Origin of the sequence: Streptomyces sp. Tue6028 (assembly GCF_002300165.1) — a bacterium.
Classification (GTDB): Bacteria; Actinomycetota; Actinomycetes; order Streptomycetales; family Streptomycetaceae; genus Streptomyces; species Streptomyces siamensis.
Map to the genome: position 1 here is coordinate 89,192 of NZ_MLCE01000035.1, position 16,920 is coordinate 106,111.

The window sequence follows — 16,920 nt, forward strand, 5'->3', positions numbered from 1 at the left end:
CCCGAGGCCGGGCGTACGTGGTGCCGCTGTCACTACGTCTGCCGGTGTCACCCTGACCCGGCGGTCCCCTCCGCCGTCTCCTCCTCGGCCAGCACCCGTTGCGCCACCGCGAACGCCGAGTTGGCGGCCGGAACACCGCAGTACACGGCCGTCTGGAGCAGCACGGCGCCGATCTCCTCGGGCGTGAGTCCGTTGCGCAGCGCCGCGCGGACGTGCATCGCGAGCTCGTCGTAGTGGCCATGGGCCACCAACGCGGTCAGCGTGATCATGCTGCGCTCGCGGCGCGCCAGCGTGGGATCGGTCCAGATCTCACCCCACGCGTACCGGGAGATGAAGTCCTGGAAGCGGGCGGTGAAGGGGGTCTGCCGGGCCTGCGCGCGGTCCACGTGCTCGTCGCCGAGCACCTCGCGACGCACCTCCATGCCGCGCCGGGCCCCGCCCGAGAAGTGGGCGCGCAGGGCCGTCAGGACCGCCTCCGGGCACTGCGCCGGTGCCAGGTGGGACGCTCCCGGGATCTCCACGAGCGCGGCACCCGGCACCGCGTCCGCGATCTCCCGCAGATGCGCCGGCGGCGTCGCGGGGTCCTCGCGCCCGGCGATCAGCAGCGTCGGCACGGCGATGGACTCCAGCCGGTCCCGGATGTCGAAGGCGGCCAGGGCGTCACAGCAGGCGGCGTACGCCTCCGGGTCGGCGGCGCGGTGGTCGGCCACCAGCCGGGGCACGGTGAAGCCGGGTGTGAACCACCGGGCGTCGGCGGTCGCGGCCACCGGCGCGAGACCTTCCCTGCGCACCAGTTCGGCACGTTCCTGCCACGGCTTGGAGCCGTTGAAGTGGGCGGAGGAACAGATCACCGCCAGCGAGGAGAGCCGCTCGGGATGGTGCACCGCCAGATGCAGGCCCACCGCACCGCCGAGCGACACCCCGGCGTACGCGAACCGTTCGATGCCCAGCGCATCCGCCAGTGCCAGCACCAGCGCGGCCAGCTCACCGACCGTCTGGCCGGGGTGGACGAGTCCGGCGGGTGAACCGCCGTGCCCGGGAAGGTCCCAGCGGACCACGCGGTGGTCGACGGACAGTTCGGGCGCGACGGCGTCCCACAGGGCGTACGACGTGCCGAGCGACGGTCCGAGGAGCAGCGCGGGAGCGGTGCCGGGGCCCTCGGCGCGGTGATTGAGGAGTGGGTCGGTCAACGTCGCTCCAGAGCACGGTCGGTCAGGGCCCCGGCGGAGCCCGTGTAACGAGTGGGGTCGGTGAGGTCGGCCAGGTCGAGGTCCCCCAGATCGGGCTCCTCGCCGAGCACCTCCACGAGGGGCCGTCCTTCGGTGACGGCGCGCCGCGCGGCCGCTGTCAGCAATTCCTTGGCGCGCGCCCGGCCGAGCACCGGGGCGAGCTCGACGGCCAGCCGCTCGGAGACGATCAACCCGTGGGTGAGGCCGAGGTGTTCACGCATGGCGTCCGCGTTCACCCGAAGCCCCTCCGCCAGGTCGACGGCCTGCTCCGCGGCGCCGCCCACGAGCCGCAGCAGATCGCGCAGCGGCTCCCATTCGGCGTGCCAGGCGCCGGCCGGCCGCTCGTCCTCCGCGACCATGGACGCGTAGAGCGTGGCGGCGAGCCCCGGCGCGCGCCGGGCCGCCGCGGCGATCAGCGTGGCCGTCACGGGGTTGGCCTTGTGCGGCATGGCGGAGGAACCGCCGCCCGAGCCCTCGGCGAGCTCCGCGATCTCGGTGCGGGAGAGGGTGAGGACGTCCGCCGCCATCTTGCCGAGGGCACCCGCGGTGAACGCCAGGGCTCCGGCGAGGTCGGCGACCGGTGTCCGCAGGGTGTGCCAGGGCAACGCCGGTTCGGCGAGCCCGAGTTCACGTGCGTACGCGGCCACCAGGGCCTGCGGGTCCTCGGCGCCGAAGGCGGTGAGGGCGGCCAGGGTGCCGGCGGCTCCGCCCAGTTGGGCGGGCAGCCGGACGCCGGCGAGGCGGTCCCGTGCGTCCAGCAGCAGGGACCGCCACCCCGCCGCCTTCAGGCCGAAGGTCGTCGGCACGGCGTGCTGGGTCAGCGTCCGCCCGGGCAGCACCGTGTCCCGGTGGGTCGCGGCGAGCCGGCCCAGAGCCGTCGCCGCGCGCTCCAGGTCCGCCACGGTCAGGTCCCGGGTGCGCCGGGCGACCAGCATCAGCGCCGAGTCCAGGATGTCCTGGCTGGTCGCGCCACGGTGGACGTACGGCCCGTGCTCCTCGCCGACCGCGGCGGTCAGCCGCGCGAGCAGCGGGATCACCGGGTTGCCGCCGTCCCGGGCCGCCCGGGCGACGGCCCGGGCGTCGAGGTCGTCGGCGCGGACCGCGGACACCGCCGTCCCGGCGGCGTCGGGAACCGCCCCGGAATCCGCCCAGGCCCGCGTCAGCGCGGCCTCCGCGTCCAGCAGTGCCTGGAGCACGGCGCTGTCCGACGTCGCGGACGACGCGGGGGAGTCCGCCCGGCCGGGGGCGAGCAGCGCCCCGGGGTCGCCGGGGGGCACCTCCCGCCCGTCGGGTGAGCCGGTCACCGGAACTCCAGGAAGACCGTCTCGCCCTCGCCCTGCAGGCGGATGTCGAAACGGTACGTGCGGTGCGTGCCCTCGGTGGCGAGCAGCGTGGCGCGCCGGACCCGCGGCAGCGAGTCGAGCAGCGGGTCGGCGCCGTCGGCGAGGTAGGCCCGGGTGAACAGGTGGTGCACCAGACCGCGCGCGAACACGCACACGCTGATGTACGGCAGTCCGCTGTTCCCGGGCGGCAGCGTGCGCAGCGCGTAGTGCCCGTCGGCGTCCGTGGCGACCCGGCCGAAGCCCGTGAAGTCGGTGCCGTTGCGGCCCAGGAAGCCGCCGGTCGAAGGGTCGCGGCGCATCGAGCCCGCGGCACCGTCGAGGGAACCGTCGGGGGCGGCCTGCCAGAAGTCCAGGAGGGCGTCGGGAATCGGCTCGCCCGCGCCGTCGAACACGTATCCGTGCAGGGTGATCGTGTCCGGGTGGCCCGGGGGCGCCACCTCCCCGCCGCCGGGGAAGGGCAGGGCGTGGCCGTAGAAGGGGCCGATGGTGTGGGACGGGGTGGGGAGCAACCGCTCGGTCATGCTCAACGGCCTTCCTCGATCCAGGTGGCGGAGGGACCGTCGAGGACGATGTCCCATGCGTAGCCGAGCGAGAACTCGGGCTGGGAGAGAGCGTGGTCGTAGCGGGCGACCAGACGGTCGCGGGCCGCCCTGTCGGTCACGGACCGAAGGATCGGGTCGTAGGGGAACAGCGGGTCGCTCGGGAAGTACATCTGGGTCACGAGCCGCTGGGTGAACGCCGTGCCGAAGACCGAGAAGTGGATGTGCGCGGGCCGCCACGCGTTGGTGTGGTTGCCCCACGGATACGGGCCCGGCTTGATGGTCGTGAAGCTGTAGCGGCCCTGGTCGTCCGTCAGGGTCCGGCCCACGCCGGTGAAGTTCGGGTCCAGCGGCGCCGGGTGCTGTTCGCGCAGATGGGCGTAGCGGCCGGCCGCGTTGGCCTGCCAGATCTCCACGAGCTGGCCGCGCACCGGACGTCCCTCGCGGTCGAGCAGCCGGCCCGACACGGTCATGCGCTCGCCGATCGGCTCGCCGCGGTGCCGGCGCGTCAGGTCGTTGTCGATCTCGGTGATGTCGGTGACGCCGAAGACCGGGCCGGACAGTTCGACCGTCTCGGGGTCGCCGCCGTTGACGGCGACCAGGGGCTGCTTGGGGTGGCGCAGCACGGAACTGCGGTACGGGGGGTAGTCGCGCACCGGATGGTGGCGTACCGGGGCGCCGCCGGCGACCGCCTTGTCGTAGACGTCCTGGAGATCCTTGATCTCGACGTCGATGTCCGACTGAGTGAGAGCCATGGTCGACTTCCTATCGTTCCAGGACGAGGGCGAGGCCCTGGCCCACGCCGATGCAGAGGGTGGCGACGCCCGTTCCGCCGTTCGCGTTGCCGAAGTACACGTCCTCGATCCGCGCCGGATCCAATCGAGGTGTGCGGATGAGGAGTTTGCGGATGGCGTGCGCGGCCAGGTCGTCGGGGCGCACCGGCGCCAGCGAGCCGTTGTAGCGCCCGATCGGGGTGCGTACCGCGTCGACGATGTAGACGTCCCTCACGACGTGACCTCCTTGCTGTGGTGCGTGGTGAGTTCGCCCGCGACGCGCACATCGGCGTCGGTCCTGGCGAGGATCTCCTGCACGGTGACGCCGGGCGCGGTCTCGACGAGGACGAGTCCGTCGGCGGTGACGTCCAGGACACCGAGGTCGGTGACGATCCGGTCGACACAGGCCTTGCCGGTCAGCGGCAGGGCGCACTCGCGGAGGATCTTCGGGGAGCCGTCCTTGGCGGTGTGCGTCATCACGACGATGACGGTGCGGGCGCCGTGGACGAGGTCCATCGCGCCGCCGATCCCGGTGATCATCCTGCCGGGGACGGCCCAGTTGGCGAGGTCGCCGTGCGCGGAGACCTGCATGGCGCCGAGGACCGCCACGTCGATGTGCCCGCCGCGGATCATGGAGAACGACAGCGCGGAGTCGAAGTAGGAGGCGCCGGGCAGAACGGTGACCGTCTCCTTGCCCGCGTTGATCAGGTCCGGGTCGACCTGGTCCTCGGTGGGGTAGGGCCCGGTGCCCAGGATGCCGTTCTCCGACTCCAGGATCACTTCCACGCCGGCCGGCAGGTGGTTGGGGATCAGGGTCGGCAGTCCGATGCCGAGGTTGACGTACTGGCCGTCGCGCAGCTCGCGGGCGGCGCGGGCCGCCATCTCCTCACGTGTCCAGGCCATCAGCGGTTCACCGTTTTGTCCGTCGCGGGCGTCGTGACCGTCCGCTGCTCGATCTTCTTGTCCGCGGCCTGTTCGGGGGTCAGCGCCACGACCCGCTGGACGAAGATGCCGGGCAGGTGCACCGCGTCGGGGTCGATGACGCCGGGCTCGACCAGCTCCTCGACCTCGGCGACGGTGACCCGGCCGGCCATCGCGGCCAGCGGGTTGAAGTTGCGGGACGACTTGTTGAAGACGAGGTTGCCGTGCCGGTCGCCCCGCGCGGCTCGGACCAGGGCGAAGTCGGTGCGGATGCCGTGCTCCAGCACGTACTCGGTCCCGTCGAACTCCCGGACCTCCTTGGGCGGGGAGGCCAGTGCCACACCACCCTGGCCGTCGTAGCGCCAGGGCAGTCCGCCCTCGGCGACCTGCGTGCCGACCCCGGCGGGGGTGTAGAAGGCGGGGATCCCGGCGCCGCCCGCGCGCAGCCGCTCGGCGAGCGTGCCCTGCGGGATCATCTCGACCTCCAGCTCGCCGCCCAGGTACTGGCGGGCGAACTCCTTGTTCGCGCCGATGTAGGAGCCGGTCACCCGCGCGATCCGTCCCGCGGCGAGCAGGACCGCGAGGCCCGATTCCATCGCACCGCAGTTGTTGGAGACCACGCCGAGGCCGCCCACGCCGCGCTCGTACAGCGCCTCGATCAGCACGTTCGGCACACCGCTCAGGCCGAAGCCGCCGACCGCGAGTGTCGCGCCGTCCGGCACATCGGCCACCGCCTCCGCGGCCGTGGCGACCACCTTGTCCATGCGTGAAGCCTCATCTCTCCCGAGTGTCCAGCGCCCGAGTTAGTCAGGGCACTGATTATTTCTTCGAGGTCTCGAACACGCTGCCACCCGGGCCTAGGTCCGTCAAGACCCCGCTGAAACGCGCGGGTGAGGGTCTCGCCGCTGAGCGAGACAGGTGTCGGGGTCTCCGGGTATTGTTCAGTGCACCAACGAATGTCGATCCTGGTATGGCGCGGTCGATCGCGCGTACGCGGAGCTGAGGAGCGCACATGGCCGCGGTGGATCTCTCCACCCACCCCGGGCACCTGGCCCGGCGTCTGCAGCAGGCGCACTACCTGCTGTGGAACACGATGGTCTCCGAGGAGATCACCTCGCCGCAGTTCGCCGTGCTGAACGCGCTCGTCGCGGAGCCCGGCCTGGACCAGCGCACGGTGGGGGAGCGGGTGGGGCTCGACCGGTCCACCATCGCCGAGGTCATCAGCCGGCTCGGCCGGCGCGGGCTGCTCGACAAGGTGCGCGATCCGCAGGACGGCCGCCGCTTCCTGCTGCGCCTCACGGACGAGGGGATGCGTACCCACCGCAAGCTGACCGTCCGCACCGCGCGCATGAACCAGGTCTTCCTGGCACCGCTCTCCGCCGAGGAGCAGACCGTGTTCTTCGACCTCATCCAGCGGGTCTCGGACGCCGCGGAGGGGCTCCGCAACCCCTCGGAGCCCCTCGCCGCACAGGGCTGACACCGTCGCCGGGGCCCTGCGCCCCGCCCGTTCACGCCTTCGCGAACACCACCCAGACCTGGCCCCGGGCGAAGTTCATCGGCGTACCGTCCTTCGTGGTGAACTCCGTACCGTCCTCCGCGTCGGGGCGCGACCAGTTCACGTCGTAGGCCCGGCCGTCGCGCAGCACCTTCGCCGTGCCCGAGCCCACCGTCTCCGTGTACGGGGTGTTGTTGCCGAGGAAGTCGTGGAACTGGGACTTGCGCACCTTCACGTACTGCACGACCACGGTCGCGGGCGCGACCGTCCTGCCCTCGGCGGTCACGGTCGGCGTCCCGTCCATGTCCACCAGCCAGCGCTTCCTGCTGTCGGACCAGGTGAAGGTGAACCGGGCCGCGGGGTAGCGCACGGTGCGCGAGTTCTCCTTGGTGCCGCCCTCGGGTGCCGCGCCGAAATGGAAACCCGTGGTGAGCGCGTCGCCGCCCGGTGCCGATTCCACCAGCCGCTCCGGGCGCAGGTACAGGTTGTGCGGCACCGGTCTGTCCGCCGCCCGGTAGTACGCGCCGGGCGTGGTGTCCGCGGACTGCGCGTGCAACGGCGCCTTGTCGATCAGCGGCAGCAGCTTGTGCTGGGCCCCGGAGAAGGCGAGCGTCGGCTCGTCGAACTGGCCCAGCAGCTCCAGATCCGATTCGCGTGCGCTGCGGACCGGTCCGACGGCCTTCGGCAGCGTGCTCGCGAAGACCGCCATGAGCCGGCTCAGACCGCCCTCGACCTGCTCCGCGTACACCACGTCGGCCGCGTCGAGGCCGGTCGCGGGCCGGGCAGCACGCACGTTGTCGATCTTCACGGCGAGCACCGGCCCGGCGCTCTTCGGAACCTCGGGGCTCGGGCTCGCGGTGGGGCTGGGGATCGGGCTCGGCGTCGGGGCGCGCCCGTCGTCGAGGGCGCTCCCGCTGCGCGCGTGGCCGCCCCCGGTGCAGCCCGTCAGCAAGGAGCTCGTCACCGCCGCGGCCAGCAGTGCCGCCGTCATCGCGCCGCGCCGCAGCGGCGCCGTCTGTCCCATGCCCACCGTGCCACCCAGTCTTGTGTCATCGATTGTGCGTTCATACGTTCATCGATGGCCATACCCGATCGATTCTGATTCTGCGCGTTAAATCAGCTGATCGGCTCAGCGAAGCGGGAGAAAAGGCGAGAGAGAGGGGCGCGTGGAGCGTGCCGCGGGTCGGTGAGCGGACGGAGTCAGGGATTCCGGGGGCTTGTCGGTGGGGCGCGCGGTTCCCGGATTCCGCGGCTCGGGCCGGCGGTCCGAGGTCAGTCCTGCGGCCCGAAGATCTCCGCCAGGTCGTAGCCCACCGGCTCCTCCAGCTGGCCGTAGGTGCAGCTCTCGGCGGTCCGGTCGGGGCGCCAGCGGCGGAAGCGGGCCGTGTGCCGGAAGCGCACGCCGTTCTCCATGTGGTCGTACGCCACCTCGGCCACCCGCTCCGGCCGCACCGGCACCCAGGACAGGTCCTTCTTCCCCGACCACCGGCTCGGCGCGCCCGGCAGCCGGGCCGTCTCGTGCGCCGCCTCGTCCGTCCAGGCCGCCCACGGGTGCTCCCCGGCGTCCGCCATCCGCAGCGGCTCCAACTCCTCGACCAGCTCCGCGCGCCGCTTCATCGAGAACGCCGCGCTCACCCCCACGTGCTGGAGAGTGCCCGCGTCGTCGTACAGACCGAGCAGCAGCGACCCGACCACCGGGCCGCTCTTGTGGAAGCGGTAACCGGCGACCACGACGTCCGCCGTCCGCTCGTGCTTGATCTTGAACATGGCACGCTCGTCCATCCGGTACGGCAGCGTGAGCGGCTTGGCGACCACACCGTCGAGCCCCGCACCCTCGTACTGCTCGAACCAACGCTGCGCGACCTCGCTGTCCGTGGTCGCCGGGGCCACGTGCACCGGGGCCGTCACCCCGGACAGCGCCCTCACCAGCAGGGCCCGACGGTCGCTCAGCGGGACGTCGAGCAGCGACTCGTCGGCCAGGGCCAGCAGATCGAAGGCCACGAAGGACGCGGGCGTCTTCTCCGCCAGCATGCGCACGCGTGAGTCGGCCGGGTGGATGCGTTCCGTGAGCGCGTCGAAGTCGAGCCTCCCGTCCCGGGCGATCACGATCTCGCCGTCCATCACACAGCGCTCCGGCAACCGCTCCCGCAACGCGGCCACCAGCTCGGGGAAGTACCTGGTCAGCGTCTTGCCGGTACGGCTGCCGAGTTCGACCTCCGCACCGTCGCGGAACACGATCGCCCGGAACCCGTCCCACTTCGCCTCGTAGTGCATGCCGGGCGGGATCTTCGCCACGGACTTGGCGAGCATCGGCTTCACGGGCGGCATCACCGGCAGATCCATGCTCCGATTCTGCGCGGTGCCGGGGCCCTTCGCCCGGTGTGCGAGCCGTGCGCCCTACGCCTACCGTGGCTCGCATGGGCGATGCGGTGGAACTCGAGGCAGCCGGGAGGACCGTACGTCTGTCCAGCCCGGACAAGGTCTTCTTCCCGGAGCGCGGGTTCACGAAGCTGGACCTCGCGCAGTACTACCTCGCCGTGGGCGACGGCATCCTGCGGGCCCTCCGCAACCGCCCCACCACCCTGGAGCGCTACCCGGACGGTGTGACCGGCGAGTCCTTCTTCCAGAAGCGGGCGCCCAAGAACATGCCCGACTGGATTCCCACCGCCCACATCACCTTCCCCAGCGGACGCAGCGCCGACGAGATGTGCCCCACCGAGCCCGCCGCCGTCCTGTGGGCCGCGCAGTTCGGCACGCTCACCTTCCATCCGTGGCCGGTCCGCCGCGACGACGTCGACCGACCCGACGAACTGCGTATCGACCTCGACCCGCAGCCCGGCACGGACTACGCCGACGCCGTGCGCGCCGCCCACGAGCTGCGCGCCGTCCTGCACGAGTACGGCGATCTGACGGGCTGGCCCAAGACCTCCGGAGGACGCGGTCTGCACGTCTTCGTCCCCATCCAGCCGCGCTGGACGTTCACCCAGGTGCGCCGGGCCGCCATCGCCGCCGGGCGCGAACTCGAACGCCGTATGCCGGACCGGGTCACCACCGCGTGGTGGAAGGAGGAGCGAGGCGAAAAGATCTTCGTGGACTACAACCAGACAGCGAGGGACCGCACCATCGCCTCCGCCTACTCGGTCCGCCCCCGACCGCACGCCCCCGTCTCCGCACCCCTGCGCTGGGACGAGGTGGACGACGCCCAGCCGCGTGACTTCGACCTGGCGACCATGCCGGCCCGCTTCGCCGAACTGGGCGATGTGCACGCCGACATGGACGACCACGCCTTCTCCCTGGAAGCACTGCTGGAACTCGCCAGCCGTGACGAGCACGACCACGGTCTGGGCGACCTGCCGTACCCGCCGGAGTACCCGAAGATGCCGGGCGAGCCCAAGCGGGTGCAGCCGAGCCGGGCCAGGGAGAAGGACGGCTAGGTCCTTCTGCCGATTCCCGGCACCGGACGCCGGCGGGCCGTCCTTCGTGCGACCACGGGAAGGTGACGACGGGAAGGTGACGACGGGCTCTAGCCGTCGAGCGCTGCGAACGTCGCTTCGATCGTCCGGCAGTCCCTCAGCAGGGCCTCGTCCTCGGCCACGTCGTAGCGCACATTGCCCGCGGTGCCGTCGTTGTTGTGGCGGCGGGGCGAGGCCAGCTCCGCGCGTATCAGCGGGAGGGCGGGAGCGGCCGCCCGGCCCATCCCGGCCAGACAGGCCGCCGCGGCCGGGCGGCTCCTGGGCGTGGCCGTCCACTCGTCCAGCAGCACCGGCAGGACCGCCTCGACGTCGCCCGTCACCTTCCACAGGGCCACGGCCGCCGACACGTCCGTACCCGTGACGGTGAGCTCGCGCAGGCGCGGAGCCAGCGCCGCGCCCGCGGGGCCCAGCGCGCCGATGATGCGCAGGGCGGCCGACCGTCCGTACCAGTGGGTCGAGTCCAGGCCGTCACGGACGACGGGGAGCACCAGCTCCGCCTCACCGGTCACCGCCCAGAGGGCCTCCGCCGCGTCCAGCCGGATCTCCGTCGGGGTGGCCTCGTCCGTCACCGACTCCCGCAGCCGCGGCGCCGCCTCACCGGCCGCCCGGCCGTACCGGGTGAGAGCCTGGGCGGCCGACCAGCGCGCCTGCCGGTCCTGTTCGTCCCCGAGCTTCGCGATGAGCAGCTCCAGTGACGGGGCCGGCGCGATGACACCCAGCGCGTCGATCAGACGGCTCGTGTCGCGGTGGGCTCCCGGGGCGAGCGCGGCCAGACGCCGGTGCAGCACCGGGCCGAGCGGTGCCGCCGCCTCGGCCCCGATCGCCTTCACCCACCGGGCCAGATACTCCGGGGTGTCGCCGCCCTCGGCCATGACGTCGACCAGCGCCGCCACGGCCCGCTCGTCACCTTGGAGCGCCAGCGCCGCCAGCGCCCTGCCGTAGAGCGTCCGCTCCCAGCCGTCGGGCTCCCACTCGTCGTCCCACTCCCGCACGCAGACGGCGAGGATCTCCGCGACGACATGGGCGATCGGCGCCACGTACGACAGCTCGTTCAGCGCTCGTTCGGACAGGTCCGGTTCCTCTTCCACGAGCTGCCGGGCGAGCAGGGCCACCGGCAGGTCGTTCGGTGGGCGCCAGCCCGTCAGGAGCAGGCCGCACATGCGGACCGCCGCGACGCGCTGTCCCCAGTCCTGGGAGCACAACTGCCCGTTCAGCAGGTCGAAACGCACATCGGCGCGGTCCCCGAGGGCCCGGTGCAGCTCCTCCAGCAGATCGTCGGCCCGGTCGGCGTCGACGCTCTTGCGGTGCGCCGCCTCCAGGTCCCGCAGATACGACACCATCGTGGGGGTGCGCGGCCGCTCCGGTGCGGGCTCCGGCTCCTCCTCGGACTCGCCGTGCCGGGCCTCGTACGCCAGGCGCATGATCTCCAGTGCCAGTTCCGCGGTGTTGTCCGGCAGCAGGTCCGGGGCGCAGCGGGCCAGTTGCGCGAGAACGGTCATGCGCAGCTGCGGGTCGGCCGTGCGGTCGAGGACGTCCCGCAGGACGGGTCCGGCCTGGGAGCCGAGCGTCTCGGCGTGGTCGACGGCCAGGGTGCCGATGGCGCGCGCCAGGCCGTGGGCGGCCTCGGCGTCGGTCTCGACCGGCAGCCGGCCGCGCAGGACGGAGAACACCTTCGTGGGCTCCGCGTGCAGCTGCGCGAGCGCGCCCGGCAACGCGGCACGCAGCTCGGCGTCGGGATCGTCGAGCAGCCCGAGGAAGCGGTCGGCACGCCCTCGGATCAGCCGCGAGGCGTCGAGGAACGGCTGGATCCACGCGGCGTCCTCCTCCTCGTCCTCGAAGATGCCGCCCAGTTCCTCGGGGTCGGGTTCCTTCTCGCCCGCGATGCTGCGCAGCAGGCGGACGACGGCGTCCCGGTCGGCCACCGTGGGCGTCTCGATCAGCTCGAAGAGGAACGGGATGCAGGCGACCGTGCTGTCGTACACATCGCCCTGGTGGTGCACCGCGCCGTACATGCCGTCCAGGGCGATGTCGCGGCGGGCCGGGTCGTCGGAGGCGAGACCCCACAACAGGCCGGGCACGTCCGTGGCCGAGTCGGTGTAGGCGTGGCCCATCGACGCCCAGTCGACCTCTTCGATCCCCGTGAACACACAGACCTCCCCGTCGTCGACGGCGTACGGCTGCCGCTGATCACAGCATGCCGCACGCCGCTGACAACGGCTCAGGCGGATCCGGGCGACCCGGACCTCCTCACAGCTCCTTGATCCGGATGTCCCGGTAGGAGATCACATCGGTCGTGCTGTGCACCTGGAGCCCGACGTACCCGGAGGCGAACCGCCGGCCGTCCGTGCCCGGGTCGTCCGAGCGCGGCGGATAGAACTCCTGGCCACCGGTGTTGTCGAACTCGTTGATCAGTACGCCGTTGCGGTAGACCGAGTAGTGCTGGTCGACCACACGGATCTCGTAGTCGTTCCAGGTGCCCTTCTGGGTGACGCCCGCACCGGCGAGGCCCACCCGGTCGAAGCCGTAGATCGAGCCCGTCTTGTACATGTCGCCGTCGGGCCGGTCGAGCACCTGCACCTCGTGCCCGTACTCGATGGCGACCCACTCGGGGCGCGACTCCTGCGGGTGGTCGTGGACCCAGGGGAAGCGCACGAACACACCGGAGTTGGCGTTGCCGGTCCCGGGCGCGTCGTCACGCCACTGGAGCTTCAGCGAGAAGTCGCCGTACTTGCGCTGCGGGAACCACAGCATGCCGAGCCCGCCGGTCGAGGTGCCGGAGGTGATCGACCCGTCCGCGTTCAGCCCGAACGAACCGCCGCCCACCTGCTCCCACTTGCCGAAGGACTCCGGCGAGCCGTCGAAGATCTTGCGATAGCCCTCCGTCTGGCCCGGCTTGCCGATGCCGGACTGCTTGGCGGCCCTGTTGATCCTGTTGTACTCGCGCTGGTCGACGACCCCTTCCTTCAGGAGCCGGTCCAGGACGGTCCTGACGTGCTTGAGGAACAGGGCCTGGGACGTCCATTCCTTCTCGTCCTCGATCAACTCGTTGATGCGGCAGCGGCTTTCGGTGACCCGGTTCGGCACACCCGAGTCGACCGAACCGACGATCACCGTCGACCGCTCGTCGTACTCGGGGCAGTTCGGCGGGGGCACCCCGCCGCCCGGGGCGACGGTGAAGCTCACGGTCCGTGCCTCGGAGGTGTTGCCGGCCTTGTCGCTCGCCCGGTACGCCACCGTGTGCGCCCCGACCCGGTCGACCACGACCGGTGCGGAGTAGGCCAGATAAGGGCCGCCGTCCAGCGAGTACTCGATCGCGGCGACGCCCGAACCGCCCTCGTCCGTGGCGTTGACCGTGACCTTGGCGCTCTTCACGTACGCGCCGTCGGAGTTCTTGGTCCCGTCCACCGTCGCCCCGGTCACCGGCGGTGTCGTGTCCGACGCCGGTGGCGCGACCACGGTGAAGTCGACGCTCTTCTCGGCGGCCGTGTTGCCCGCCTTGTCGGTGGCCCGGTAGCGCACCTGGTGCGCACCGAGCGCGTGCACCATCACGGGTGCCGTGTACGGCTGCCAGCCGCCCGAGTCGACGGCGTACTCGATCGTGTTGACGCCGGAACCGGTGTCGGAGGCGGAGACGGTCACCGTCGCCATGTCGATGTACGCCCCGGCGGCGTCGCGTTCACCGCTCACCGTCGCCGAGGTCTCCGGCGCCGTGGTGTCGTCGGTCGGTGGCGCGACCACGGTGAAGGCGACGCTCTTCTCGGCGGCCGTGTTGCCCGCCTTGTCGACGGCACGGTAGCGGACCTTGTGGGTGCCGACCTGGTCGACGACCACGGGTGTGGTGTACGGCTGCCAGGCGCCCGCGTCACCGATCGCGTACTCGATCCGGTCGACGCCCGAACCGGCGTCGGTCGCGCTCACCGCGACCGTGGCCGAACCGACGTACGCACCCTCGGAGTTCTGCGCCCCGGTCACGGACGCCGAGGTCTCCGGCGCCGTGGTGTCCGAGCCGCCGCCCTCGGTGACCACGAGGATGCCCTGCATCCGCTCGTGGCCCGGCATGGTGCAGAAGAAGCGGTAGCGGCCGGGAGTGAGCGTCACCTCGGCGGTGTGCCTGCCGCCCTGGTCGTCGTTCGGGTTGGCCAGGATGTTGAGCGGGACGTCGTTGTTGTACTCGGGGTCGGACACGTCGAACGTCAGCGTGTGCGGCATCCCCGTGGTGTTGCCGGTCGCCGCGCTGTTCTCGAAGACGATCGTGGTGGGCCCCGCGACCGCGGTCTGCGGCACCGAGGCGTACTGGGTGATGTCGTCGCCCGCGGTCCAGGTGAGGACCTGGGCGGCGGCCGCCTTCGGCGCGTCGGACCGCCCGACGGCGGCCGTCACGGCCGTCGCGGACGTCGACGTCAGCCCGAGCACCATCAGCAGGGACGCCACCAGGGTCGTCCACAGACGTGCCGTTCTTCGTCGTGCGAACATCACTCCGCCTTCCTGGCCAGCCGGCCGGCCGCCGGAGTCGGACCGCCGCCGGTGTAAGTGACCTTCCACAGCGCCGACCTGGTGTCGGAGGTGAAGAAGCCGCGGCCGTAGTCGAGGACGTACAGCGCGCCGTCCGGTCCGAACTTCCAGTCCATGAGGTTCTTGATGCCGTCGTTGCCGATCGGCACGATCTTCTTCAGCGACTCCGAGTGCACGGGCAGGCCCCCGTCCCCGGCCGTCTTCGGGTCGGTCAGGACCGCGTTGCGGGGCTGGTCGGAGTCGTAGAAGTCGCCGACGAACCACTTGCCGTCCCAATAGGCGGGCCACTTGCCGGAGTCGGCGATCGAGGCGTCGTACCGGTAGACGGGCCCGTCCATGGCCGCCTGGCCACCGCCCTTGAGCCACGGCAGCAGGTAGGTGGCCTCCTCCTGCTTGTACGACGGGACGCCGTTCGCGTCGCGCGGGTAGTCCGGTGCGCCGCCCTGGGGCGAGTACCAGATGTTGTTGCCGGTGACCGGCGGCAGGTTGACGAGCCCGTCGTTGTTCGGGGACTCGTTCTTCGGGTGGTCGCAGTCGTACCAGCCGAGCGGCTTGGTCGGATCGGGCAGGTTACGGTCCCGGTAGGGCTGCTTGTTGCCCATGCAGTACGGCCAGCCGCGGTTGCTCGCCTTGGTGATGACGGCGAAGGTGTCGTACTTCGCCGGCCCCCATGTCGTCGACGGCGCCCCGGCGTCCGGGCCGACCCAGCCGGCGTACAGGGTGTCGGTCTTCTTGTCGACGGAGATCCTGGCGGGGTTCCTGACGCCCATCACATAGATCTCGCCGCGCGTCTTGCCGCCGCCCTCCGCGGTCTCCTTGCCGGTGAAGAGGTTGCCCTCCGGCAGGGTGTACGTGCCGTCGGGCTCCGGGTGGATCCGCAGGATCTTGCCGTTGAGATTGTTGGTGTTGCCCGCGGTGCGGCGGGCGTCCGCGAACGACACGCCCTTGTAGTTCGGCTCCGGGTTGTTGCCCGAGTAACCGTCGCTGAAGCGGCTGGAGTTGTTGTCACCCGTCGCGATGTACAGGTTGCCCTTGGAGTCCCAGGCCATCCCGCCGCCCGCGTGGCAGCAACTGTGGATCTGCACCGGCCACTTGAGGAGGACCTTCTCGCTGTTCAGGTCGAGTTTGTTCGTGGCGAGGTCGAGCGTGAACCGGGACACCCGGCGCTCCGCCATCTGGGTGTCGCGGTTGATCCGGGAATGGGGCGTGTAGTGCAGGTACACCCAGCCGTTCTGCTCGAAGCGCGGATCGAGCTCGATGCCGAGGAGCCCCTCCTCGACCTTGATCAGCTCGTCCCCGCCGCCCTTGTTGCCGAACACGGTGAGCGCGCCGGCCAGGGTGACCTTCTTGGTCTTCGGGTCGTAGACGTGGATCTCGCCCTTGCCCTTGCCGACGTCGGGGTTGTTCCAGTCGGTGATCACGGGCTGGGAGGGGTCGGCGCCACCGCGGCCGATGTAGAGGACGCGGCCGTCGGAGGCGGTGACCAGGCCGTGCGGCTCGCCGATCTGGTCGTTCTGACCCGGCTGGTTGGGCTGGGTGAGGCGCTCCGCCTTGTAGTTGGAGTTGATCGCCGCCTTGCAGTCGGCCTGCGCCAGACGTGTCGTCCAGAGCAGGGCGCCGCGCAGGTGCGTACGGAAGTCGGTCTCGTCGTACGACGAGACCGTGCCGCCCATCCCGGTGTAGAAGGAGCGGCCTCCGTCGTAGTCCCGGCACCAGCTCACCGGGTGGTCCCAGCCGTTGGCGCCGGCGCCCGGCCGGTACGTCGACTCGCGGACCCGGGCCACCGTGTGCACGTCGCCCGACGGGTTCTTGACCCAGTTGAGCCACTGGTCGGGGCGTTTCCACTGGACCGGCAGGTCCTTGGTCGCGGGGTTCTGCCGGTCGCCGACCTCGACGGTGGCACGCTGGACGTCCGTCGGGCCGGTACCGGCCGGGCGGGCCCCGATGAGCCCGGTGAACCAGTCCGAGTACGGCTCCGCACGGGCCGCGTCGTGGATGCCGACGAATCCGCCGCCCGCCTCCATGTAGGCCTCGAGCCCGGCCTCCTGCTCGGGGTCGAGCACGTCGCCGCCGCCGGTCAGGAAGACCACGGCGTTGTAGCGGCCCAGTTGGGCGTCATCGGTGAAGACCGAGGCGTCGTCCGTCGTCTCGACCTTGAAGCGCTGTGCGGCCGGGCCGGACAGCCCGATCTTCTCGATGGCCTCGATGCCGGCGTTCACGACCGGTGACTCGTCCCCGGACGCCGCCGAACCGTAGAAGATCAGCACTCGCACATTTGCGCCGCCCGGGGGCGACTTGATGGACATCGTTGTCAGGGACGGGTCCGGGGCCGGGCGCGCGCTCGCGGCGGGCGCGGAGAGCACCCCCGCGGTGACGGCCCCGGCGGCCAGCGCCGACGCCCAGGCGCGGCGCCTGCTTCTGCGTCTTTTCGCGCTCAACCCTCGTAGGACTGATGGCTCTTGATGCGATGTGAGCCGCATGTGGTCATCCACTCCTCGTCGGTCACAGCAAACGCCAAGGAAGCTAGACCTCTTTTCGCGGCCCGCCAATAGGTATGACCGCGATTCAACGAACTTTGTCCTGAGTGTGGATAAACGACGGTGGTGCGGCTACCGTCTCACAGGTTCGCCTCCGT

At 71.4% G+C, this 16,920-nt stretch carries 13 protein-coding genes and 1 pseudogene; 2 read left to right on the top strand and 12 right to left on the bottom strand.

All coding sequences use genetic code 11. From position 1 onward, the window contains the following. Window positions 1-47: 47 nt before the first annotated feature. From pcaDC to BKI49_RS32205, 7 genes and pseudogenes are all read right to left on the bottom strand, one after another. Window positions 48-1,190, bottom strand: coding sequence for a bifunctional 3-oxoadipate enol-lactonase/4-carboxymuconolactone decarboxylase PcaDC (gene pcaDC / locus BKI49_RS32175; RefSeq protein ID WP_095937817.1), 1,143 nt, complete (start codon window positions 1,188-1,190; stop codon window positions 48-50). Beyond that, window positions 1,187-2,533 (bottom strand): 3-carboxy-cis,cis-muconate cycloisomerase, encoded by a 1,347-nt coding sequence (gene pcaB / locus BKI49_RS32180; RefSeq protein ID WP_257005043.1) that lies wholly within the window; start codon window positions 2,531-2,533, stop codon window positions 1,187-1,189. Before pcaB ends, pcaDC begins: the two co-directional genes overlap by 4 nt. Next, window positions 2,530-3,093: a protocatechuate 3,4-dioxygenase subunit alpha gene (gene pcaG, locus BKI49_RS32185; RefSeq protein ID WP_095937818.1), complete on the bottom strand. Its 564-nt coding sequence runs from the start codon at window positions 3,091-3,093 to the stop codon at window positions 2,530-2,532. Before pcaG ends, pcaB begins: the two co-directional genes overlap by 4 nt. Before the next feature lie 2 nt (window positions 3,094-3,095). Beyond that, the gene (pcaH, locus tag BKI49_RS32190) at window positions 3,096-3,866 is read right to left on the bottom strand and encodes a protocatechuate 3,4-dioxygenase subunit beta (RefSeq protein WP_095937819.1); all 771 of its coding nucleotides are present in this window, start codon (window positions 3,864-3,866) and stop codon (window positions 3,096-3,098) included. 76 nt (window positions 3,867-3,942) lie between these two features. Beyond that, a pseudogene (locus BKI49_RS32195) lies at window positions 3,943-4,119 on the bottom strand (hypothetical protein); the annotation flags it as partial. Further along, window positions 4,116-4,787 (bottom strand): CoA transferase subunit B, encoded by a 672-nt coding sequence (locus tag BKI49_RS32200; RefSeq protein WP_095937821.1) that lies wholly within the window; start codon window positions 4,785-4,787, stop codon window positions 4,116-4,118. The pseudogene BKI49_RS32195 and the gene BKI49_RS32200, both read right to left, overlap by 4 nt. Beyond that, entirely contained in the window at window positions 4,787-5,569 is a 783-nt protein-coding gene (locus BKI49_RS32205) for a CoA transferase subunit A (protein WP_095937822.1), read from the bottom strand. The genes BKI49_RS32200 and BKI49_RS32205 overlap by 1 nt, the downstream gene beginning before the upstream one ends. Before the next feature lie 248 nt (window positions 5,570-5,817). Here BKI49_RS32205 and BKI49_RS32210 point away from each other — a divergent pair, with 248 nt between their 5' ends. Beyond that, entirely contained in the window at window positions 5,818-6,282 is a 465-nt protein-coding gene (locus BKI49_RS32210) for a MarR family winged helix-turn-helix transcriptional regulator (protein WP_095937823.1), read from the top strand. A 31-nt stretch (window positions 6,283-6,313) separates the two neighbouring features. Here the strand turns inward: BKI49_RS32210 and BKI49_RS32215 are convergent, their stop codons facing one another. Beyond that, on the bottom strand, window positions 6,314-7,324 hold the full coding sequence (locus BKI49_RS32215; RefSeq protein ID WP_095937824.1) for a DUF3048 domain-containing protein: 1,011 nt from the start codon (window positions 7,322-7,324) through the stop codon (window positions 6,314-6,316). Window positions 7,325-7,572: 248 nt separating this feature from the next. Continuing rightward, window positions 7,573-8,643 (bottom strand): ATP-dependent DNA ligase, encoded by a 1,071-nt coding sequence (locus tag BKI49_RS32220; RefSeq protein ID WP_095937825.1) that lies wholly within the window; start codon window positions 8,641-8,643, stop codon window positions 7,573-7,575. Window positions 8,644-8,717: 74 nt separating this feature from the next. Here BKI49_RS32220 and ligD point away from each other — a divergent pair, with 74 nt between their 5' ends. Further along, window positions 8,718-9,734, top strand: coding sequence for a non-homologous end-joining DNA ligase (gene ligD / locus BKI49_RS32225; protein WP_095937826.1), 1,017 nt, complete (start codon window positions 8,718-8,720; stop codon window positions 9,732-9,734). Window positions 9,735-9,823: 89 nt separating this feature from the next. On the opposite strand, the gene BKI49_RS32230 is transcribed toward ligD, so the two are convergent. The 3 genes from BKI49_RS32230 to BKI49_RS32240 all read right to left on the bottom strand — a co-directional run bounded on the left by BKI49_RS32230 (window position 9,824) and on the right by BKI49_RS32240 (window position 16,765). Beyond that, window positions 9,824-11,920 (bottom strand): HEAT repeat domain-containing protein, encoded by a 2,097-nt coding sequence (locus BKI49_RS32230; RefSeq protein ID WP_095937827.1) that lies wholly within the window; start codon window positions 11,918-11,920, stop codon window positions 9,824-9,826. A gap of 100 nt (window positions 11,921-12,020) precedes the next feature. Continuing rightward, window positions 12,021-14,246, bottom strand: coding sequence for an OmpL47-type beta-barrel domain-containing protein (locus BKI49_RS32235; RefSeq protein ID WP_179332653.1), 2,226 nt, complete (start codon window positions 14,244-14,246; stop codon window positions 12,021-12,023). Continuing rightward, entirely contained in the window at window positions 14,246-16,765 is a 2,520-nt protein-coding gene (locus tag BKI49_RS32240; protein ID WP_179332654.1) for a ThuA domain-containing protein, read from the bottom strand. Before BKI49_RS32240 ends, BKI49_RS32235 begins: the two co-directional genes overlap by 1 nt. Between the last annotated feature and the right edge of the window lie 155 nt (window positions 16,766-16,920).

Bases quoted from the DNA above. Each gene is read 5' to 3' on its own strand.
- pcaG (WP_095937818.1), bottom strand. From the start codon at position 3,093: ATGACCGAGCGGTTGCTCCCCACCCCGTCCCACACCATCGGCCCCTTC.
- pcaH (WP_095937819.1), bottom strand. From the start codon at position 3,866: ATGGCTCTCACTCAGTCGGACATCGACGTCGAGATCAAGGATCTCCAG.
- BKI49_RS32200 (WP_095937821.1), bottom strand. From the start codon at position 4,787: ATGGCCTGGACACGTGAGGAGATGGCGGCCCGCGCCGCCCGCGAGCTG.
- BKI49_RS32205 (WP_095937822.1), bottom strand. From the start codon at position 5,569: ATGGACAAGGTGGTCGCCACGGCCGCGGAGGCGGTGGCCGATGTGCCG.
- BKI49_RS32210 (WP_095937823.1), top strand. From the start codon at position 5,818: ATGGCCGCGGTGGATCTCTCCACCCACCCCGGGCACCTGGCCCGGCGT.
- BKI49_RS32215 (WP_095937824.1), bottom strand. From the start codon at position 7,324: ATGGGACAGACGGCGCCGCTGCGGCGCGGCGCGATGACGGCGGCACTG.
- BKI49_RS32220 (WP_095937825.1), bottom strand. From the start codon at position 8,643: ATGGATCTGCCGGTGATGCCGCCCGTGAAGCCGATGCTCGCCAAGTCC.
- ligD (WP_095937826.1), top strand. From the start codon at position 8,718: ATGGGCGATGCGGTGGAACTCGAGGCAGCCGGGAGGACCGTACGTCTG.
- BKI49_RS32235 (WP_179332653.1), bottom strand. From the start codon at position 14,246: ATGTTCGCACGACGAAGAACGGCACGTCTGTGGACGACCCTGGTGGCG.
- BKI49_RS32240 (WP_179332654.1), bottom strand. From the start codon at position 16,765: ATGCGGCTCACATCGCATCAAGAGCCATCAGTCCTACGAGGGTTGAGC.